The 20,789-nt window shown below is 57.2% G+C and carries 18 protein-coding genes and 4 tRNA genes; 15 read left to right on the top strand and 7 right to left on the bottom strand.

Annotation, left to right across the window (positions count from 1 at the left end):
* The first annotated feature begins 9 nt into the window (after positions 1 to 9).
* The 8 genes from OYW20_RS22525 (at position 10) to OYW20_RS22490 (ending at position 7,197) form a co-directional block, all read left to right on the top strand.
* Positions 10 to 477 carry a GspH/FimT family pseudopilin gene (locus OYW20_RS22525; RefSeq protein ID WP_268798099.1) on the top strand — a complete coding sequence of 156 codons (468 nt, stop codon included), beginning with the start codon at positions 10 to 12 and terminating at the stop codon, positions 475 to 477.
* Positions 477 to 941 (top strand): type IV pilus modification protein PilV, encoded by a 465-nt coding sequence (gene pilV / locus OYW20_RS22520; protein ID WP_268798098.1) that lies wholly within the window; start codon positions 477 to 479, stop codon positions 939 to 941. The genes OYW20_RS22525 and pilV overlap by 1 nt, the downstream gene beginning before the upstream one ends.
* Positions 938 to 1,630 carry a PilW family protein gene (locus tag OYW20_RS22515; RefSeq protein WP_268798097.1) on the top strand — a complete coding sequence of 231 codons (693 nt, stop codon included), beginning with the start codon at positions 938 to 940 and terminating at the stop codon, positions 1,628 to 1,630. The genes pilV and OYW20_RS22515 overlap by 4 nt, the downstream gene beginning before the upstream one ends.
* An 11-nt stretch (positions 1,631 to 1,641) precedes the next feature.
* Positions 1,642 to 2,169, top strand: coding sequence for a pilus assembly PilX family protein (locus OYW20_RS22510; RefSeq protein WP_268798096.1), 528 nt, complete (start codon positions 1,642 to 1,644; stop codon positions 2,167 to 2,169).
* Complete coding sequence (locus OYW20_RS22505) at positions 2,156 to 5,263, top strand: pilus assembly protein (RefSeq protein WP_268798095.1); 3,108 nt, start codon at positions 2,156 to 2,158, stop codon at positions 5,261 to 5,263. Before OYW20_RS22510 ends, OYW20_RS22505 begins: the two co-directional genes overlap by 14 nt.
* A gap of 12 nt (positions 5,264 to 5,275) precedes the next feature.
* The gene (locus tag OYW20_RS22500; RefSeq protein ID WP_268798094.1) at positions 5,276 to 5,704 is read left to right on the top strand and encodes a type IV pilin protein; all 429 of its coding nucleotides are present in this window, start codon (positions 5,276 to 5,278) and stop codon (positions 5,702 to 5,704) included.
* 27 nt (positions 5,705 to 5,731) lie between these two features.
* Positions 5,732 to 6,835, top strand: coding sequence for a glycine oxidase ThiO (thiO, locus tag OYW20_RS22495; protein WP_268798093.1), 1,104 nt, complete (start codon positions 5,732 to 5,734; stop codon positions 6,833 to 6,835).
* Positions 6,836 to 7,032: 197 nt separating this feature from the next.
* On the top strand, positions 7,033 to 7,197 hold the full coding sequence (locus tag OYW20_RS22490; RefSeq protein WP_268798092.1) for a hypothetical protein: 165 nt from the start codon (positions 7,033 to 7,035) through the stop codon (positions 7,195 to 7,197).
* A 108-nt stretch (positions 7,198 to 7,305) separates the two neighbouring features.
* Here the strand turns inward: OYW20_RS22490 and OYW20_RS22485 are convergent, their stop codons facing one another.
* From OYW20_RS22485 to OYW20_RS22470, 4 genes are all read right to left on the bottom strand, one after another.
* The gene (locus OYW20_RS22485; RefSeq protein WP_268798091.1) at positions 7,306 to 8,646 is read right to left on the bottom strand and encodes a sigma-54-dependent transcriptional regulator; all 1,341 of its coding nucleotides are present in this window, start codon (positions 8,644 to 8,646) and stop codon (positions 7,306 to 7,308) included.
* A 2-nt stretch (positions 8,647 to 8,648) separates the two neighbouring features.
* A complete protein-coding gene (locus OYW20_RS22480) occupies positions 8,649 to 10,241 on the bottom strand; it encodes a sensor histidine kinase (RefSeq protein WP_268798090.1) in 1,593 nt (530 codons plus the stop codon).
* A complete protein-coding gene (locus OYW20_RS22475) occupies positions 10,231 to 10,470 on the bottom strand; it encodes a PP0621 family protein (RefSeq protein ID WP_268798089.1) in 240 nt (79 codons plus the stop codon). Before OYW20_RS22475 ends, OYW20_RS22480 begins: the two co-directional genes overlap by 11 nt.
* Positions 10,471 to 10,601: 131 nt before the next feature.
* Positions 10,602 to 11,618 carry an outer membrane protein assembly factor BamD gene (locus OYW20_RS22470; protein ID WP_268798088.1) on the bottom strand — a complete coding sequence of 339 codons (1,017 nt, stop codon included), beginning with the start codon at positions 11,616 to 11,618 and terminating at the stop codon, positions 10,602 to 10,604.
* A gap of 151 nt (positions 11,619 to 11,769) precedes the next feature.
* Here OYW20_RS22470 and rluD point away from each other — a divergent pair, with 151 nt between their 5' ends.
* From rluD to OYW20_RS22435, 7 genes are all read left to right on the top strand, one after another.
* The gene (rluD, locus tag OYW20_RS22465; RefSeq protein WP_268798087.1) at positions 11,770 to 12,732 is read left to right on the top strand and encodes a 23S rRNA pseudouridine(1911/1915/1917) synthase RluD; all 963 of its coding nucleotides are present in this window, start codon (positions 11,770 to 11,772) and stop codon (positions 12,730 to 12,732) included.
* Positions 12,733 to 12,740: 8 nt separating this feature from the next.
* Positions 12,741 to 13,469 carry a peptidoglycan editing factor PgeF gene (gene pgeF / locus OYW20_RS22460; protein WP_268801208.1) on the top strand — a complete coding sequence of 243 codons (729 nt, stop codon included), beginning with the start codon at positions 12,741 to 12,743 and terminating at the stop codon, positions 13,467 to 13,469.
* A gap of 366 nt (positions 13,470 to 13,835) precedes the next feature.
* Complete coding sequence (clpB, locus tag OYW20_RS22455) at positions 13,836 to 16,400, top strand: ATP-dependent chaperone ClpB (protein ID WP_268798086.1); 2,565 nt, start codon at positions 13,836 to 13,838, stop codon at positions 16,398 to 16,400.
* A gap of 340 nt (positions 16,401 to 16,740) precedes the next feature.
* A tRNA-Asn gene (locus OYW20_RS22450) sits at positions 16,741 to 16,816 on the top strand.
* Positions 16,817 to 16,837: 21 nt separating this feature from the next.
* Positions 16,838 to 16,914 (top strand) — tRNA-Pro (locus OYW20_RS22445).
* Positions 16,915 to 16,921: 7 nt separating this feature from the next.
* Positions 16,922 to 16,997: transfer RNA gene (locus OYW20_RS22440), tRNA-Lys, on the top strand.
* A 94-nt stretch (positions 16,998 to 17,091) separates the two neighbouring features.
* Positions 17,092 to 17,168, top strand: a tRNA-Pro gene (locus OYW20_RS22435).
* Between the two features lie 108 nt (positions 17,169 to 17,276).
* On the opposite strand, the gene pstS is transcribed toward OYW20_RS22435, so the two are convergent.
* The 3 genes from pstS to OYW20_RS22420 all read right to left on the bottom strand — a co-directional run bounded on the left by pstS (position 17,277) and on the right by OYW20_RS22420 (position 20,781).
* A complete protein-coding gene (gene pstS / locus OYW20_RS22430) occupies positions 17,277 to 18,296 on the bottom strand; it encodes a phosphate ABC transporter substrate-binding protein PstS (protein ID WP_408005530.1) in 1,020 nt (339 codons plus the stop codon).
* Positions 18,297 to 18,525: 229 nt separating this feature from the next.
* On the bottom strand, positions 18,526 to 19,959 hold the full coding sequence (gene aldA, locus OYW20_RS22425; protein ID WP_268798084.1) for an aldehyde dehydrogenase: 1,434 nt from the start codon (positions 19,957 to 19,959) through the stop codon (positions 18,526 to 18,528).
* A 21-nt stretch (positions 19,960 to 19,980) separates the two neighbouring features.
* Positions 19,981 to 20,781, bottom strand: a complete 801-nt coding sequence (locus OYW20_RS22420) for an HpcH/HpaI aldolase/citrate lyase family protein (RefSeq protein WP_268798083.1) — start codon at positions 20,779 to 20,781, stop codon at positions 19,981 to 19,983.
* Positions 20,782 to 20,789: the final 8 nt, after the last annotated feature.

The raw sequence follows: 20,789 nt of genomic DNA, 5'->3' as shown, positions 1-20,789 counted from the left end.
AGACTCTCAATGTCCAAGCGTTTTGAAGGTTTTACGCTGGTTGAATTATTAGTGACGATAACGTTGATAGGGATCCTGGCGGCTATCGCAATCCCAAGCTTCACGACGTCTATTCTCAACACCAAAGCCGACACAGAAATCAGCGACTTCCAGCGCGTGTTGAACTACGCACGGCAGGAAGCAATAAATAGCGGGACAACTATTCGCGTCACACCGACTGTCGCGGGTGCTGCCTGGAATACCGCTCTGAAAGTTATCGATCCCGCAGTCACACCGGAAAAAATCCTCCGTAACCTGGCGGCGATGGACACGGGTTCAGCGTTGGTGCTGAGCGGGACGCCCACGGCTCTGGACTTCAATAATCTCGGGGGCCTGACCACGGCCAGCGCTGTGACGGCCAACTACACGCGCAGCACCGCGATCCGCTTTATCAATATCTGCTTGACCGGTCGTATTGTGCTGGGTGGAGGTTGCTGATGCGCAACGGATTATGTGCCAGGCAAACAGGGATGACCCTGATCGAAATACTGGTCTCTGTGCTGATCCTTGCGATTGGGTTGTTGGGAGCGGCCGCGCTTCAGTTGAATGCGCTTAAATACACCGACAGCTCCACACTGAGCAGCCAGGCCAGCTTTGTCGCCTACGACATGATGGACCGTATACGCGCCAACCCCGATGCTGATTACCGTCTGGCTTCCCTGGCTTCGGCACCTTCGGCCGGCAATTTGAACACCCCGAAGATTCAGGATCTTTTCGACTTTTCCAACAACATAAAAACGTTCGCGGGCCCTTCGGGCGACGGCAGCATTGCCGTCACCAACAGGCAGGTCACTGTTTCTGTCATCTGGAATGACTCTCGTGCAACTAATAAAGCGGGCACGATGCAAACCTTTACCGTTACCAGCCGGGTTGCCATCGACGCCAAGGTGGTGACGCCATGAAGCGCAGTGCCCAAGGGTTTGGCCTGATCGAGATCATGATCTCTCTGGTGTTGGGGCTGATTGTCGTTGCTGGCATTCTTCAGATATTTATCAGCGCAAAGAACACATACGCTTCGCAGAACGCAGCAGCGGTCATGCAAGAGGATGCTCGTTTCATTCTGACCAAGATGACTCAGGAAATACGTATGGTGGGCATGTTTGGTTGTCTGGATACCGTGAAGGACTCAAGCACTAACGCGGATTTTGCAGCTGCCGAGCGCACGCCTATCCGCTGGGACAGCTCGACAAAAACACTCACGCTGGTAACGGCGGATGTCGGAAGCAACGGCGGCATCCCGACCTGGACAGTCCTGTCCGACTGCAAGTCTTCGGCCACCGCCGTCTCCGGGGTTGGTAGTCCCACAGCCAGTCAGTTGGCTTTTCCGGTGCGCCAGCTTGTTTACCAGTTTGCAAACGGTCAGATAACGCTGGGAGGCGCTGTCATCGTCAATAACGTCAACAGTTTTTCTGTGCTGTTCGGTTTGGCGAATACGACTTCGGACACCGTCGTTACCAAGTATGCGACGAGCCTTGCCGCTACCGATGCAGTCCGCAGCGTGCGACTCACCATTGAATTGAAAGATGCGACCGGGAAAGTTGAAAACCAGACGTTCAGTGTGCTGGCTGCTTTGCGCAATCTGATTAATTAGGTGAAGTCCGAATGAGCTTATCCGGGAACAAACCGAGGGCGCCGATCAAGGGCGCCGAAAAAGGGATGGCGCTGATTGTCAGCCTGATATTTCTTTTGCTGCTCACATTGATTGGCATTTCATCAATGCAGAACGCAAACCTGCAGGAAAAAATGTCGGGCAGCGTAAAACTGCGAAATGAGTCCTTTCAGTATGCGGAGGCGGCGGTGCGCGCTGGCGAGTCAGTTGTTCAATTGAGCAGCTACAAATTGCTTGTCTGCAGCAAATGCGCGCCACCACCGGATGCGAGCAGTGTGGTTGCAGCGGGAACCAGCGGCGTCTCTGGCGTTACGTGGGTGGCAAGTAGTATTACGGTTGCAGGGGCATCTCGGATCACTGGCTATTATGCCGTTCAAAAATTTGCGACAACCAGGGACCCCGTCAACATCAATCTGGTGGGTACGGATGAAAGTAAATCCTGGACGCTTTATCGAATAACCGGCGTTGGCTTGCAGGGCAACTCGCGAACCGTGGTGGAAAGTATTTATGCCAAGCGTTAAGTCATATCGCAATGAGTGGCTATGGTTTGCCAAACTGTGGGCCGGGGTGTTCTTCGGGCTATACGGAGCAGCCACGGCCTATGCGGCGTTCGTCCCTTCAGACTCGCCGCTGTTGACGGCCGGTTCTGTGACACCGAACGTGATGCTGTTGGTCGACGACTCCGGGAGTATGAACAGCATTATCTGGGCCGCCGGGTTTAATCCTAATGCGACTCCGGTGCAGGTTTACAACTGCAGTTCTGACAATGACTGCGACTTCATCAATGCACTGGACATGGATAACACTAACTACTTTGTCGGCAATTTGAGGCGGGGCGGATGTTCCTCGGGGTACGACGGCTTTTACAAGGTCTCGACCAATAGTATTGTCTGTCTCCGGCTCCCGGACCCGGTTGGGAATGGCAATACCCGCTACACCACCGCTTACATCAGTTACCTGATTTCAGCGACGAACTTGTCGAAAAAGGATTACACCAACGACAGCACGATTCCCAATGATTACCGAATCAACGTAGCGCGTAACGTGTCTTCGGCGCTCGTGACCAGCAATCGAAATCTGCGTATCGGACTTGCAACCTTCAACGCACCGACCAACAGTAACCCGGGCCCGGGCGGCAACATTGCGCGCGCCATCACTGACCTTACCCAGACGACCACCACGACCTCTGATCAGGCGACAAAGAACTACAACGATTTGATCTCATCGATCTCGGGTCTGGCAGCCATTGCCAACACCCCGCTGGCGGAAACCTACTACGAGATCACCCGTTACTTTCGCGGTATGGCCCCTTACTACAACACAGTGCCGACTACGTACACCAGCCCCATCCAGTACCGCTGCCAGAAGAATTATGGTGTGGTCATCACCGACGGCTTGCCAACCTATGACCGGACGTTCCCGGCCAATGATCCATTGGGTGGCACAAACATACCTAACTGGGATCCGAACGATGATGATGGCGATAATCTGAATGGTGACGGTGAGGGCGATACGCTCTATCTCGACGACATCGCAAAGTTCGCTTACGACATTGATATGCGCATTGGAGGCACCGACGCTGCCAGCAAGAGTTGGGACGCCGCCGATTTCACCAAACAGAATCTGTTCACCTACACGGTAGGTTTCACCGCCGCCAATAAAATGCTCTTGAACGCGGCTAATAATGGTAAGGGCATTTACTATCAGGCCACCGACAGCGCTGGCTTGAACACCGCTCTATCGGCGGCACTCAATGACATTACTTCCAGGGCGGGCACCGGCGGTGGCGCGGCTTCGGACTCATCTTCGTTGTCCAGCAGCAGCGTGTTCTATCAAACCCAATATGATCCGACCGACTGGCGGGGCACGATCAAATCACTGGCGATTGGAGCAGACGGAACGGTCAACACGGCTTCCCCGAACTGGACGACAGATAGACAAATCGTCCCCGGCACCGTTGCTGCGAGCGCGACGTATGAGTCCTGGAACGCTGCCACCAGTAGCGTCATCCCCCTTTCCTACAACAGTTTTTCACTTGCGCAGAAGACCGTCCTCAACTCGAACCTCCCTTCAGGGATAACTGGCTCTGACCTGGTGGAGTGGAGCAAGGGCACAAACAAGACCGGCCTTAAAACTCGTACTGTTTTACTGGGCGATGTGATCAACTCCCCATTGGCTTTCGCCTCTCCATCGGACATCCTGGCTTCGGACCCGGCAGCCGATAACAGTTACACCACCTATCTGGACGTCAAAGCGGCGTCGATGGATCAAAACATAGTCGTCAACGCCAATGATGGTTTGGTCAATGTGATCAATCCATCAAATGGTAATAGACGGTATGCCTACATGCCATCCACTGTTCTGCCTAACCTCCACTATGTAGCGGATACCGCCTACGTGAATGGGGTGTCCCACAAGTTCCTGGCTGACGGGCAGGTGTCCATCGTCGATGTTCAGTTCTCCTCTTCCTGGAAGACCTTGGCGCTGGGTGGTGTGGGTGCGGGTGGCAAGGGTTTCTATGCTTTGCAGCTGTTTAATGCTTCTGGTTCAAACGCAGTAAATGCGCTTTGGGATATCAGCAGCACTACCACGGGCTACGCAAACATGGGGTATGCGTATGCCAAACCGGAAGTCGCCCAATTACCTGATGGTCGCTGGGCTGCATTTATCGCCAACGGCTACGGAAGCACCAATGGCGTCGCGTCGCTGTTTGTTGTCGATGTCAGTAACGGGTCGCTAATCAAGGAGATTCCCGTCGACATTACCGGTAACAATGGCCTGTCTTCGGTGAGGCTGCGGGTTAATGCGCAAAGCGTCGTCCAGTACGCTTATGGCGGAGATCTGAAAGGGCAGATGTGGAAGTTCGATTTCACTACGACCGCTGCGCCTACCGGGAAAGTTGGCTTGGGCGGCAGCCCGCTGTTCGTGGCATCAGGTGGTGCTAACCAGCCCATCACTGCGCAACCGATTGTGGGTAATAACCCAAATGGCGGCAAGATGGTGTACTTCGGTACTGGGAAATTGCTGGAAGTCGCTGACAAAACAACGAAGACGACTCAGGCTTTCTACGCTATTTGGGACAATGACGGCACGACTGCCAACTACCGTGAAAGCGATCTGGTAGCACAGGCAATCAACGGGGTTTATAGCGGCTCGGCGGGCCAGTTCTTCACTACAACCCAGAACGACGTCAACTATGCCGCCAAGAAGGGTTTCTATCTCCCGTTGATCTACAACAACGTGGCAACGGGTGAACGGGTCATCTACGCCGCAGATCTCGCCTTTGGCCGGGTGCGCTTTACCACCGCCATCGTTGATACGGCTGACCTGTGTTCCAGTTCGGGGTCTGGCCGATTTGTAGATCTGGATGCATTGAGCGGCAAAATGCTCAGTTATCCTGTTCTCGATAGTAACGGTGACAATGTAATCAACAGTGCTGATGGTACCGCCAGCGGCTTGCTGGTCAGTGGCGGCGTGCCGTATCTGGCGGCAACGCTGAATAAAGAAAACGGAAATCAGAGTCTTATTTTGAGCGGTGATCCTACCAAGCCCCTGCAACTGCTTGAGTTAGGCGGCTTGTTGAACCGACGCATCATGTGGCGCCAAATCAAGTAAGGAATGTGAATCATGCGTCGTAAATTTTCAGGCTTCACCCTCATCGAGCTGATGATTGTGGTGGCTATCATCGGTATCCTCGCGGCGATTGCCTACCCCAGCTACACCGAATACGTCAGGCGCACCCACCGTTCGGAAATCGCCGGACTGTTGTCCGAAGTCACTCAAAGCCTTGAGCGGTTTTATTCGCGAAACGGGACCTATGCGGATGTCGCTGCTGCGGGATCGGTACCTGCAGTGACGCTCGCTATTCCTGCGGGTAATGGTTTCTACACGATTGCTGCCAATCGTACGAATCCCCAAGCATTCACCCTTACCGCCACGCCGACTGGCACGATGGTGGGAGATAGGTGCGGCAGTTTCGTGATCGACAATACGGGAGCCCGCAGCAATACCGGTATGACGGGAAACGCAACGACGGCCACATGCTGGAGCCGGTGAGTCTTCAATTTCTGTATTGAGCATCTTATGTCCAAGCAACAGGTGGTCATCATCGGCGGCGGCGTCATTGGCCTGCTGACCGCTTTCAACCTTGCTTCAACCGGTATCCAGGTCGTTTTGCTTGATCGCTCAGCCGTCGGGCAAGAGTCTTCATGGGCGGGCGGTGGCATTGTTTCGCCGCTTTACCCGTGGCGCTACAGCCCGGCAGTCACGGCCCTGGCGCACTGGTCTCAGGATTTTTATCCACAACTGGCCCAGCGTTTATTTGCTGCCACCGGCATCGATCCAGAAGTGCACACCACGGGTTTGTACTGGCTGGACCTGGATGACGAACCGCAGGCGCTGGCGTGGGCTGCTCAGCAAGATCGTCCGCTTAATGCGGTGGATATCTCGTCGGTGTACGACGCAGTGCCTGTGCTGGGCGGCGGATATCGTCGCGCGATCCACATGGCCGACATCGCCAATGTGCGAAATCCTCGCTTGGTCAAATCGTTGAAAGCCGCGCTGCTGGCGCTGCCGAACGTGACGCTTCTTGAGCAGTCCGCGGTCACCGGGTTTGTGCGTGATGGCGACCGCATCCTCGGCGTCAGCACCGCTGCTGGAGAGGTATTGGGTGATCGTGTGGTTCTGGCGGCCGGTGCCTGGAGCGGGGAGTTGTTGCAGTCGCTGGGCATCAATCTGCCCATTGAGCCGGTCAAGGGGCAGATGATTCTGTACAAATGCACGTCGGACTTTTTACCGAGCATGATCCTCGCCAAAGGTCGCTACGCCATCCCGCGCCGTGACGGTCACATTCTTATCGGCAGTACGCTGGAACACGAAGGCTTTGACAAAACGCCTACCGGGAACGCGTCGGACAGTCTGAAAGCGTCCGCTGTGGAGCTGATTCCTGCGCTGGCGAACGCCGAAGTCGTGGGGCATTGGGCAGGTTTGCGGCCTGGCTCGCCGGAAGGCATTCCGTTCATCGGGCAAGTACCGGGTTTTGAAGGTTTGTGGCTCAACTGCGGTCATTACCGCAACGGCCTGGTCTTGGCGCCAGCGTCATGTCAGTTGCTGACGGATTTGCTGACAGGCCACACACCGATTATCGACCCCGCACCGTATGCGCCCGAGGGACGCCTTCAGGGCTGACGTTTTAACGCCTGCTCGACGCGGTGACACAATTGGCCTGTTTTGGAAAGCAGCTCTAAAAGCGCGTTACTCGGCAGCAGCATGTCGAGATTCACTGAACGCCTCAGCCTGGCCTGACTCCAAATCTTGCCCAGGCGCTTAGAAACAGCGTGTCGCGTCGATGGGTGTTGAATAATCTGCCCAATCAAGGATTCCCCATGACTGACCCACGTAACGTCGCCCACGACAAAAAAGTCCAGCAAGAGAAAAAGAACCACGGCGAAGAAATCGCGCCCAATGCCGAGCACGCGCCCCAGCCAGGCATGAAACCAGCGCTCAAGCACGACGATGACAAGCAAGACGAACAAGACGAGCAGGCTTGAACCAGGCACAGACCTGACTTAAAGACTGCTGTTTGGCGGCGCTGGCTGAAGTCAGCCGCCGCTATATCGCCCCGCCTCCACAAGCCTCGCCCCGCATTCGAAACGCTCTCAGTCCAGCCCCAGTTTCTTCAACCGATACCGCATGGACCGAAACGACAGGTTCAGGCGCTGTGCCGCCGCCGTTCTGTTCCAGCGCGTTTCTTCGAGGGCTTGCAGGATAAGCTTGCGCTCGATGCTCTCCAGGTAGTCTTCCAGATTGTCGATGTCTGCCAGGTTTGGATCGCTTTGCTCGCGGGCATTGCCGGGCTCGGCGAGGCGTAAGTCTTCGGCATTGATCTGATCGTCTTCGCACAGCGTGTACGCCCGTTCAAGCATGTTTTCCAGCTCGCGCACATTACCGGGGAAGCGATAGTTTTTCAGCGCATCCAATGCTTTGGGTTGCAGGCGGGCAGGGGGTTGAGCGCTATCAATAGAAAGCCGTTTCAGCACAGCGTTGGCCAGGTCCTCAATGTCTTCCCGACGCTCGCGCAACGAGGGCACGCGCAGTTCGATGACATTCAGACGGTAATACAGATCTTGCCGGAAGCGTCCGGCCGCGACCTCTTCGCTCAGATCCTTATGCGTAGCGCAGAGTATGCGCACATCCACCACCAGCTCTTGCTGGCCGCCTACTGCGCGGATGGATTTCTCCTGGATGGCGCGTAGCAGTTTCACCTGCATGGCCAGCGGTAAATCCGCCACCTCATCGAGAAACAGCGTTCCTCCGTTCGCGGCCTGAAACAGGCCTGGTTTGTCTTCATGGGCGCCTGTGAAGCTGCCTTTTCGGTGGCCGAAAAACTCGCTTTCCATCAGGTCCGACGGAATTGCGCCACAGTTGACCGGCACAAACGGCTGATCCACGCGCGGTCCTTGTTCGTGAATCAGCCTGGCGACGAGTTCTTTGCCACTGCCCGACTCGCCGCTGACATAGATCGGCGCCTGACTTCTGGCGAGTTTGCTGATCTGCTTGCGCAACGCCTGCATGGGCGGAGACTCGCCCAGAAGCCGCTTTTCAAGTCGACTCTCACTTGGCGTTGCAAGGCGCAGTCGCAGCGCGCTGCTGACCAGCTCACGCAGGCGACCGAGGTCTACCGGTTTGGTCAGAAAGTCGAAAGCACCCGCCTTGAGCGCGTGGATCGCTGTGTCCACGCTGCCGTGTGCGGTAATCATCGCCACCGGCACTTGCGCGTGCCGCTGCTGGATGTGCTGCACCAGTTCAAGGCCGTTGCCATCTGGTAGGCGCATGTCAGTGAGGCACAAATCGAACGGCTCACGGGCCAGCCATTCATGCGCCTCTTTGACATTGCGCGCACTGCGCGTGTCGAGCTTCATGCGCCCTAGAGTGATTTCCAGCAGTTCGCGGATGTCGGGCTCGTCGTCGACGATCAGGATTTTTTGCCGTGGGCTCATGTTCAACTCAATTTGAACGGATGGGCGAAGGTAATTCGCATGCAACTGCCGCCACCTTCCCGTGGTGAGTAATCCAGATTGGCCTGATTGCTCTCGCACAGCTCGCGCGAGAGGTACAGACCCAGGCCGGTGCCTTTGCTTTCGGTGGTAAAAAACGGTTCGAAGATATTGGTCAGGTGTTCCTGCGCAACACCAGGGCCGTCATCCAGCACTTCCAGAGTAGGCAGTTCGCTCATGGGGTTGTGATAAAGCTTGAGCCATACCTGACCAATCTCATTGTTTTGCGCACTGTAGCGCAGGCCGTTTTGCACCAGATTGCTCATCACCTGCTGCAGTTGCTCAGCATCCATGCGCGTAGTGAGGGTGCCCGGTCCTGCCTCAAGATGCACTTGCCGACCGTCGGTAACGGCGCTGTGATGTTCCGCGACAAATTGCTGGAGCCATTGCTTGAGGTCGAGCAATTGGGGCTCGGTTTGGCGCCTGCGAGAAAGCTGCAACACGTTTTCGATCACCAGATTCATCCGTCGCGACTGATCCTGGATGATCTGACTGAGACGCCGGTCTGCCGCGTCCAGTTCCTCCGACTCGCCCAGCAACTGCGCGGCATGACTGATGGCGCCCAGCGGATTACGGACTTCATGGGCAATGCCTGCGGTCAGCCGGCCCAGCGCAGCCAGTTTCAACTGCTGCGCCTGTTGCGAGATTTGCGACAGGTCTTCAAGAAAAATCAGCGTGTGATGATGGCTGTGCCGGGTCAGGGCAATAAATCCTGCGCGCAGTACCGGGCCTATCGCCGATGTGGGAATGCTGCGCGGCGCAAGCATTGGATTGATCTGCCATTGGCGCAAGCGATCCAACAGTGCTGGCGAATAATCATCAATGGTCTTGCCGAGCAGTTCTTCATGGCCGAGCAGCGTCAATGCGCTCTGATTGGCCAGCAACACCTGGCGGCGGGCGTCGAGCACGAGGATGCCGGTGCGCATGCGTTGCAGGATCAGTACGTTGAGTTCTTCGAGATTGTTGACGTGCGCTGCGCGTTGCTCGGCGATACCCTCGCTGACCTGTTGGCGTCGAACCAGGGCCTGGACGAGCAATGCCGCAGCGAAACACAAGGCGCCCAGCGAGCCTGCCTGCACATAGTGACTGGCGGCGGAGGGTTTGTTGTAGCTGATATAAAACGTCAGGTAGATGATGCCGATCGCCGAAATGGCTGCGATCAACAAACCGGTACGCTTGCGCAGCAGCACATTGCTGATCGCCACCGAGGCAATGATCAGATTGCCAATACCGCTCGGGGCGCCACCGCCTGCGTAAAACAGTGCTGACAGCATGAGCGCGTCGCTCAATGCCATAAACACCAATGGGCCTTGGGTGCTGGGGCGTTCCAGCAGTACCACGACCAGAATGTTGAGGACCAGATACACCCAGCAGCCGGTTCGAAACAGTTCGATATCGGCCAGCTCGAGCAGCTCTGCGTCCAGGCTGCTGGAGATGAGCAGTACCAGCATCACGCCAATGGTCAGCCGATAAAGGTGATACAGCCGAAGAATCCGCTGAGCCTGCGGGGTAGCCAGAGAAAGCGTTTCAGCGCTCACGTGTCGCGGGGCCCTGAAGCCGGTGCGGCTCGCTGCAATACCATTGCTGCCCTGAACTGAGCGCGCGATCCTGCGGAACATGCACGCCGCATTGAGCGCAGCGCACCATTGGCGCGGCTGCGAGTTCCGGCGGCTGTGATTTTGCGCGCGAAACAGTGCCACGGACAAGGCGTTTGAAAAACCAGATGGTCGCCATGATCAAGGCGATCCACATAATCAAGCGAATCATGTTTACCAGCTTAATGAGTGAAGATTTCGCAGTGTAGCCAAGGCGCTGCCAGCCGCACAGTGATGCACGTGCTTATAAAGTGTCCGGGCATGAAAAAAGGCCCCGAAGGGCCTTTTTCAGTGACCGAATGATCAGTCAAACACACCGAACGTCGCGTAGCTGAACCACGAGCGATCGGTGTTGCCTTCGGATTCGTGTTCCTGCTCGTCGAGTTCTGCCTGGTTTTCCGGCAGCAGATCTGCAGGAATCGCTTCCTTGGCGTCTTCATACTGCTTGATGACGTCCTGGTTGGCGCGGGTCTGACCTGGCGGCAGCGGAGGGCGGCTCTCGATCAGGCCCAGTGTCGCTTTCGACAGCCAAGAGCGGTTGTCGGCCTCTTGCTCTCTTGGTTCGAACTTGCCGTCCGCCAGTTGCGGGTGGTCAGGGTAGTTGGCTTTCAGGACTTCAAGGCTGGTGTTGGCCAGATCGTCCAGGTGCATGCGCTGATACGCTTCGACCATCACGGCGAGGCCATCGCCTACCGCTGGCGTTTCCTGGAAGTTCTCGACGACGTAGCGGCCACGGTTAGCGGCGGCCACATAGGCCTGACGGGTCAGGTAGTAGTCGGCAACGTGGATTTCATAAGCGGCCAACAGGTTGCGCAGGTAAATCATGCGCTGCTTGGCGTCGGGCGCGTAGCGGCTGTTTGGATAGCGGCTGGTGAGCTGGGCGAATTCGTTGTAGGAGTCACGCGCAGCGCCAGGGTCACGCTTGGTCTGGTCCAGCGGCAGGAAGCGCGCCAGCAGGCCGACGTCCTGGTCGAACGAAGTCAGGCCCTTCAGGTAATAGGCGTAATCGACGTTCGGGTGCTGAGGGTGCAGGCGGATGAAACGCTCTGCAGCCGATTTTGCAGCTTCAGGCTCGCCATTCTTGTAGTTGGCGTAGATCAGCTCCAGCTGGGCCTGATCGGCGTATCGACCGAACGGATAGCGTGATTCCAGCGCCTTGAGTTTTTCAGTGGCGCTGTTGTAGCTGTTGTTGTCCAGATCGGCCTGCGCCTGCTGGTACAGCTCGACTTCGCTGAGGTTTTCATCGACGACTTCTTTCTTCGAAGAACAGGCAGCGGTGAGTGCGAGGATGGCGATCAGCAGCAGGTGTTTCACTTGCATGGCGGCTTGCGTCCCTATAACGGCCTGCTGTCTTGCGCAGGACCGTCCTGTTATGATGAGCGCCCCGTGGAACCCCCGGGACAAAAGACGCCGTATTTAACCACAAGCGCGCAGCCGAAACCAAAGGCCAGTGCCACCTCCTAGTTTGAGCATGTCTGAGATCATAGAACTCCGCGCAGAGGTGCCGTCCGAATTGGGCGGTCAACGCCTCGACCAAGTCGCCGCCCAACTCTTCGCTGAGCACTCACGCTCGCGCCTTTCCGCCTGGATCAAAGACGGCCGCCTGACTGTGGACGGGGGCGTTTTGCGCCCGCGTGACATCGTGCATGGTGGTGCCGTACTGGCTTTGGTCGCCGAACAGGAAGCCCAGGGCGAATGGATCGCTCAGGACATCGAACTCGACATCGTCTATGAAGACGACCAGATCCTGGTCATCAACAAACCGGCAGGTCTGGTGGTTCACCCGGCAGCGGGTCACGCCGACGGTACGTTGCTGAATGCATTGCTGCACCACATTCCGGACATCGTCAATGTTCCGCGTGCAGGTATCGTGCACCGTCTGGACAAGGACACCACCGGTCTGATGGTGGTGGCCAAGACCATTCAGGCGCAGACGCAACTGGTCACCCAATTGCAGAACCGCAGCGTCAGCCGCATCTACGAATGCATCGTGATCGGTGTGGTAACAGCGGGCGGCAAGATCAACGCCCCGATTGGTCGCCATGGGCAGCAGCGTCAACGCATGGCCGTGATGGAAGGCGGCAAGCCAGCTGTCAGTCACTACCGTGTGCTGGAGCGTTTCCGCTCCCACACCCATGTACGCGTCAAGCTTGAAACAGGCCGTACGCACCAGATTCGCGTGCACATGTCACACATCAACTTCCCGCTTGTCGGTGATCCTGCGTACGGCGGCCGTTTCCGGATTCCGCCTGCGGCCAGTGTCACGATGGTGGAATCACTCAAGCATTTCCCGCGTCAGGCGCTTCACGCTCGCTTCCTGGAGCTGGATCATCCGACTACCGGTCAGCGCATGAGCTGGGAATCGCCTCTTCCGGATGACTTTGTCTGGTTACTGTCGCTGCTCAAGCAGGACCGCGAGGCGTTCATCGGATGAGCGAAGGTGTGACGGACTTTTTGATCCCGGACTGGCCTGCGCCGGTCGGCGTCAGATCGTGTGTCACGACGCGGGCGGGGGGTGTCAGCATCGCCCCGTTCGACAGTTTCAATCTGGGTGATCACGTCGACGACGATCCTGCTGCCGTTGCCAGCAATCGCACAGCACTGACGTCACAGCTCAATGTTCAGCCAACTTGGTTGCGTCAGGTGCATGGCATCGACGTTGTCGCTGCCAACTCAACCGCGGTGATGGAAGCTGATGCCAGCTGGACCGCCACCCCCGGTGTCGCTTGCACCATCATGACTGCCGACTGTTTGCCCGCGCTGTTCTGCAATCGCTCAGGCAGTCAGGTCGCTGCGGCTCATGCGGGCTGGCGGGGGCTGGCGGCGGGTGTGCTTGAGGCGGCTGTGGGAAGTTTTTCCGATGATCCGTCCGAGATCCTCGTCTGGCTCGGGCCTGCCATCGGGCCAGATGCCTTTGAAGTGGGTCCCGAGGTGCGCGAAGCCTTCATCAGTACGCACCCCGAAACCGCTCAGGCATTTGTGCCGAGTGTGAATGCAGGCAAGTTCATGGCCGACATCTATGCACTGGCGCGCCTGCGTCTGGCGGCGCATGGGGTGACGGCCGTTTACGGTGGCGGCCTGTCGACCTACAACGATTCACGTTTCTATTCCTACCGCCGAAGCGCTCGTACGGGCCGCTTCGCTTCCCTTATCTGGATCGAACTCGCCTGAGCCGTTTCTGCCCGAAGGGCTCAGGATTCCGGCTTGCCGACGAAGCTGAGACCTCGATTTGTCCTGACACTGCGCGTCGTTAGCTTCGCGGGCAATCCTCGCTCCAACAATGATCGGGTTCCGCCGGACGTAACGCATGCGCAGGTTTCATTGCCGCTTCGCGCTCGGCATTCTCGCTCCAGACAAAATCAAAATCAGATGTCCCATCATCCGTGTATCAAACTGACTGGCGACAGCTATCGTTGATCCACATCAATCAATCTTTGCTTGAATCCTGCGTAATTGCCCGCATCTAAAGGACCATCTGCCAGGTTCTCTTTATCAGGTGTGTTCATTGCTCCGGCCTGGCTATTAGGAAGGTGACTAATGCGTATCGATCGTTTAACCAGCAAATTACAGTTAGCCCTGTCTGACGCCCAGTCACTGGCGGTGGGCATGGATCATCCTGCCATCGAGCCTGCCCACTTGATGCAGGCGTTGCTTGAACAACAGGGCGGGTCGATCAAGCCATTGCTGCTGCAAGTAGGATTCGACGTCAACAGCCTGCGAAAAGAACTGAGCAAAGAACTCGACCAACTGCCGAAAATTCAGAACCCGACCGGTGACGTGAACATGTCGCAGGATCTGGCGCGCCTGCTCAATCAGGCTGACCGTCTGGCGCAGCAAAAAACCGATCAGTTCATCTCCAGCGAGCTGGTGCTGTTGGCGGCCATGGACGAAAACAGCAAGCTCGGCAAATTGTTGCTCGGGCAGGGTGTCAGCAAAAAGGCGCTCGAAAACGCAATTCTCAACCTGCGGGGCGGCGGAGCGGTCAACGACGCCAATGTCGAGGAATCGCGTCAGGCTCTGGACAAATACACCGTCGATCTGACCAAGCGTGCTGAAGAAGGCAAGCTGGACCCGGTGATTGGTCGCGACGACGAAATTCGCCGCACCATCCAGGTTTTGCAACGCCGGACCAAAAACAACCCGGTGTTGATTGGTGAGCCCGGCGTGGGTAAAACGGCGATTGCTGAAGGCCTGGCTCAGCGCATCATCAATGGCGAAGTGCCGGATGGCTTGAAGGGCAAGCGATTGCTGTCCCTGGACATGGGTGCGTTGATTGCCGGCGCCAAGTTTCGCGGCGAGTTTGAAGAGCGCCTAAAAAGCTTGCTGAACGAGCTGTCCAAGCAGGAAGGCCAGATCATTCTGTTTATCGATGAGCTGCACACCATGGTCGGCGCCGGTAAGGCGGAAGGCTCGATGGACGCTGGGAATATGCTCAAGCCCGCCCTGGCCCGAGGCGAGTTGCATTGCGTCGGTGCGACCACGCTCAACGAATACCGACAATATATAGAGAAGGACGCAGCGCTCGAGCGACGGTTCCAGAAAGTCCTTGTAGAGGAGCCGAGCGAAGAGGACACCATTGCCATTCTCCGCGGCCTTAAAGAGCGCTACGAGGTCCACCACAAAGTTGCGATCACCGATGGGGCGATTATCGCTGCGGCCAAGCTCAGCCATCGCTACATCACGGATCGTCAGTTGCCGGACAAGGCCATTGATCTGATCGACGAAGCGGCCAGCCGCATTCGCATGGAAATCGATTCCAAGCCTGAAGTCCTCGACCGTCTTGAGCGTCGCCTGATTCAACTGAAGGTAGAAGCCCAGGCGCTCAAGAAGGAAGACGACGAAGCGGCGATCAAGCGGCTGGAAAAACTTAAGGAAGAAATCGTACGGCTGGAACGCGAATACGCGGACCTGGAAGAAATCTGGACGTCGGAAAAGGCTGAGGTCACGGGGTCTGCGCAGATCCAGCAAAAGATCGAGCAGTCGCGCCAGGAGCTGGAAGCGGCACGTCGCAAGGGCGACCTCAATCGCATGGCTGAATTGCAGTACGGGATCATTCCTGACCTGGAACGCAGCCTGCAAATGGTCGATCAGCACGGCAAGCCGGAGAACCAGTTGCTGCGCAGCAAAGTGACCGAGGAGGAGATCGCCGAAGTCGTGTCCAAGTGGACCGGCATCCCTGTGTCGAAAATGCTCGAAGGCGAGCGCGACAAGCTGATGAAGATGGAAAGCCTGCTGCACCAGCGCGTGATTGGTCAGAACGAGGCGGTGGTGGCTGTGGCGAACGCGGTGCGTCGTTCACGCGCCGGGTTGTCCGACCCGAATCGTCCGAGCGGCTCGTTCATGTTCCTCGGCCCGACCGGTGTCGGTAAAACCGAGCTGTGCAAGGCGCTGGCGGAGTTTCTGTTCGACACCGAAGAGGCGATGGTGCGGATCGACATGTCCGAGTTCATGGAGAAGCATTCTGTGGCGCGGCTAATCGGCGCGCCTCCGGGCTACGTCGGTTATGAAGAGGGCGGTTACCTGACGGAGGCTGTGCGTCGCAAACCCTACTCGGTTATCTTGCTGGACGAGGTGGAGAAGGCGCACCCGGATGTATTTAACGTGCTGCTGCAAGTGCTTGAAGATGGACGCCTGACCGACAGTCATGGGCGCACCGTGGACTTTCGCAATACTGTGATCGTCATGACTTCCAATCTTGGGTCAGCGCGGATTCAGGAGCTTGAGGGTGATCGCGAAGCCCAGCGTGCAGCGGTGATGGATGCGGTCAGCTCGCATTTCCGTCCTGAGTTCGTCAACCGCATCGACGAGGTGGTGGTGTTCGAGCCTTTGGCCCGCAACCAGATTGCCGGCATTGCCGACATCCAGTTGGGACGCCTGCGTAAACGCCTGGCTGAACGCGACCTGGCATTGGAACTGAGCCCGGAATCGATGGACAAGCTGATCGCCGTCGGCTACGACCCGGTGTATGGCGCGCGGCCTCTCAAGCGTGCGATTCAGCGCTGGATCGAAAACCCGCTGGCGACGCTGATTCTGTCCGGTGGCTTCATGCCAGGCACGAGCATCACCGGCCGGCTCGAAGGCGAAGAGATCGTTTTCGGCTGATTCGGGGTCTGGTTTCATAGAGTGGCGAAAAGGGGCTTCCTGCGTGGAGGCCCTTTTTCTGAGCGGCGCTTTTGAAGGCGCACTTGGAATGACAGGGCTGAAGGGGTCTTCTTTGAAAAAGTCGCAAATCATTGTCTTAAAAGCAATTTAGAGGGTTGACAGCTGTTTCTGGAAATGTAGAATAGCGCGCCTCGGAGACGTGAACGCAGCGATGCAGACAGGCCGAAGAGACTGAAAATGCAGGAGATTCAGGGTAGTAAATGCAAGACATTGTTTTGCATGGATGTACTGAGTTTTTTGTGCTGAAAGTGCTGTAACGTTGCATCTGAAATTGAATAGTTCCGTGATAGCTCAGTCGGTAGAGCAAATGACTGTTAATCATTGGGTCCCAGGTTCGAGTCCTGGTCACGGAGCCAATTTTCAGAATGTAGCTTTGTCGGGGTATAGCGCAGTCCGGTAGCGCGCCTGCTTTGGGAGCAGGATGTCAGGAGTTCGAATCCCCTTACCCCGACCACTATTTTGGGTCGTTAGCTCAGTTGGTAGAGCAGTTGGCTTTTAACCAATTGGTCGTAGGTTCGAATCCCACACGACCCACCATTTTCTGCCCAGCTTCATCGGGTTGAATCTTAGGGAGTGACGCCAGTTGCGTCACCCGCTTAGAATGCACCCAAGAGGTGTGTTCTCGTTTCATCGGGGTATAGCGCAGTCCGGTAGCGCGCCTGCTTTGGGAGCAGGATGTCAGGAGTTCGAATCCCCTTACCCCGACCATTTTCTGCCCAGCTGTATCCGGGTTGAAGACTGGCCCCAACGCCAACCGCGTTGAGGCAATTAAAAAAGGCGTCCTTCGGGACGCCTTTTTTATTGCCTGTTTTTAGCTTAATTCGCCTTCGGCGCATCGCCCCACGAAGCTTCGATCTGATTCTTCAGATCCATAGGGATTGGTGCGAAATCCAGAGATCGCGCTTGTTCCTGTCCGTTGTCCAATGTCCAGCGGAAAAAGTCATTCACGGCTTTCTGGCGATCCGCGTCCTTGGGTTGTCGGTGCATGATGATGAACGTGGCGGCCGTAATCGGATACGCCTTCTCGCCCGGGGCATTCAGCATCGAGATATCAAAATCCTTGGCGTTTTTCCAGTCTGCGGTTGCCGCAGCGGCCTGGAAGCTTTCCGTGCTCGGCGCGACGAATTCCCCAGCCGCATTGCGCAGCAGTGCGTAATTGAGCTTTTGCTGCTTGATGTAGGCGTATTCCACATAGCCGATGGCGTTGGGCATTTGCTTGACGTAAGACGCCACACCTTCACTGCCTTTGCTGCCCAATCCTACGGGCCATTTCACCGACGTTCCCTCGCCCAATCGGGTTTTCCACTCAGGGCTGACTTGCGATAAGTAACCTGTGAAGTTAAATGTGGTGCCCGAATCTTCCGAGCGGTAAACCACTTGAATGGCCGCATCGGGCAACTTCTGGCCGGGGTTCAGCGCAACGATTGCCTGATCGTTCCACTTGCGGATATTGCCCAGGAAAATGTCGGCCAGTACCGGCCCGGTCAGCTTCAGGCTGCCAGGCTGGACGGACGCGATGTTGATGACGGGGACGACCCCGCCGATCACTGAGGGGAATTGCTGAAGACCTGACGATTGCAACTGCGCAGACTTCATCGGCATGTCGCTCGCGCCGAAGTCCACCGCAGCCTCTTTGATCTGAGCGATGCCAGCGCCGGAGCCAATGGACTGGTAATTAACGCGGATGCCGGTTTTCTGGTTGTAATCAGTGGCCCACTTGAACAGCACCGGGTAGATGAACGTCGAGCCCGCGCCCGTCACTTCGGTGGTGGCAGCCTGGGCGCTGATGCAAAAGGACAGATTAAGCGCGATGCCCAGACCGGCGCTGAGCATCATTCGGGAAAGCTGAAGCATGGAGTGACTTCCTGTGATCGAACGACATCGAGTGAGATGCTCTTATGGGATCACAGTAATCAGCATGTTTTTGTGACAGGAACTGAACATAGGCAGCTAGCACTATCTGCAGGAGCGAATTCATTCGCGAAGCAATCTGTCAGGCGATGAAAGCGGGTCGTCTGAACCGTTTTCTCGCGAATAAATTCGCTCCTACAGGTCACACGCTCCATCAGCTCTGTATGTAAACCGCATGCGTATGCGTGTACTCATACAACCCATGCTTACCATCCGCGCCGCCGATCCCGGATTTGCGAACACCGGCATGGAACCCTTGCATCGCTTCGAAGTTCTCCCGATTGACGTAGGTCTCGCCGAAGTCGATTTCGCGAATCGCGTGCATCGCCTTGCTCAGATCCCGTGTGTAGATCGAGGACGTCAGGCCGTATTCGCAGTCGTTGGCCAGTGTGATGGCTTCGTCCAGATCGTCGATGATCTGAATGGGTAGCACCGGGCCGAAGATCTCCTTGCGCATGATCTCCATGTCGGCGCGGCAGCCGGTCAGCACGGTCGGCTGGTAGTGGAAACCCTGTGGCAGATCGGCTACTGAACCGCCCGTCATGATCTCTGCGCCTTGGGCCAGAGCTGTCCTGACCTTGGCGGCAACGCTGTCCAGACCCTGGCGGTTGATCAACGGCCCCATCTCCACGTCACCTTGCGCCAGCGGGTCGCCGTAGCGAGTTGCGGCCATCGCGGCGGTGATCTTGCCGATGAATTCGTCGGCCACACGCCGCTCAACGTAAACGCGCTCGGCGCAGTTGCAGACTTGCCCGGTGTTGATGATGCGTGAGTCCCGGATGGCCTTGACCGCCAGATCGATATCCGCGTCCCCAAGCACAATGGCGGGCGCCTTGCCGCCCAACTCCAGATTGAGTTTGGTGATGTTGCTGGCGGCGGCGGCCATAATGCGTGAACCCGTTTCGACGCTCCCGGTGAAGCTGATCATGTTCACTTGCTTGTGCGCACTCAAGGCTGCGCCCACACGCCCGTCGCCACTGACCACGTTGAACACACCTGGCGGCAAATCGATCTCTGCCACCAGTTTGGCGAACTCAAAACAGTTGTTCGGGGTTTCTTCGCTCGGCTTGATCACGATGGTGTTGCCGGTGATCAGCGCGGGCGCCATTTTGCGGGCGATCAAAAAGAACGGGAAATTCCACGGCAGAATCCCTGCGACCACACCCAGCGGCTTGCGGAACAGAAAAATATTTTCGCCAGGGCGGTCGCTGGTGATGATTTCGCCTTCAATTCGTCGCGCCCACTCGGCCATGTAATCCAGGTAATCAGCGGTGAAGTTCACTTCGACTTCGGCCAGGCCGCTGATCTTGCCCTGCTCCAGGGTAATGGTGCGGGCCAGATGCGCGACGTTTTCACGCAACTTGCTGGCGATCTTGCGCAGATAGCCTGCGCGTTCGATGGCGGGTTTGCGCGCCCAGTCTTGCTGAGCGGCGCGGGCGGACCCCAGTGCGCGGTCGACTTCGTTGCTGTCACTTGCGGGGACTTTTGAGAGCACCGCGCCGGTGGCCGGGTTGGTCACTTCAAAATGCTCTGCACTGCTGCTGAACTGGCCGTTGATGTAGTTCTGATAAACCGGGATGGAGGACATTGGGCAGACTCCTTCTTTCAGTTAATAAGTGCGCGACGGCGCAGGTGCATTCGGGGTGTCGCGATAGCGCGCAAGATTGGCCTGCGCGGCCTGGCGCAGCAGACTGATGTCGATCCCGACTGCGACAAACTGGCAGCCCCAGCTCAGATAGCGTCGAGCGTCGTCTTCGGCGGGCGCGAGGATGCCGCAGATTTTGCCGGCGGCCAGCGTGGCCTCTACGGCGTGGCGAATCTTTTCCTGCACTTGAGGGTGTGACGGATTGTTGATGTGGCCCAGCCCTGTGGATAAGTCAGCCGGGCCTATAAACACTGCGTGCACGCCCTCGACCGCCGCAATGGCTTCGACGTTTTCCACGCCTTTGCGCGATTCCACTTGCACGATCAGGCACAGCTCCTCATGTGCGGTGTTGAGGTAGTCGGGCACGGCGTCCCAGCGGGTGGCGCGGGTCAAACCGCCGCCGACGCCGCGTATGCCGTGAGGCGGGTAGCGCATGGCATGCACCAGCGCGCGGGCCTGCTCGGCGGATTCAACCATTGGTACCATCAACGTCTGTACGCCGACGTCGAGCAGTTGCTTGATCAGCACCGCGTCGCCGGTCACTGCGCGCACAACCGGCGCGGTGGAGTAGGGAGCCACTGCCTGCAACTGAGCCAAAATACTCGGCACGGTATTGGGCGCGTGCTCGCCGTCGATCAGCATCCAGTCGTAACCCAGCCCGGCGACGATTTCTGACGCGTAGCCGGTGGCAAAACCTGCCCAGATTCCGTACTGCGGCTCGTTTTGAGTCAGCGCCGCCTTGAACGCGTTGTGAGGCATTTTCATGAACGGCT

It is taken from the genome of Pseudomonas sp. BSw22131 (assembly GCF_026810445.1).
In the GTDB taxonomy this organism is placed as follows: Bacteria; Pseudomonadota; Gammaproteobacteria; order Pseudomonadales; family Pseudomonadaceae; genus Aquipseudomonas; species Aquipseudomonas huanghezhanensis.
This window is presented reverse-complemented; position numbering and strand designations above follow the sequence as displayed.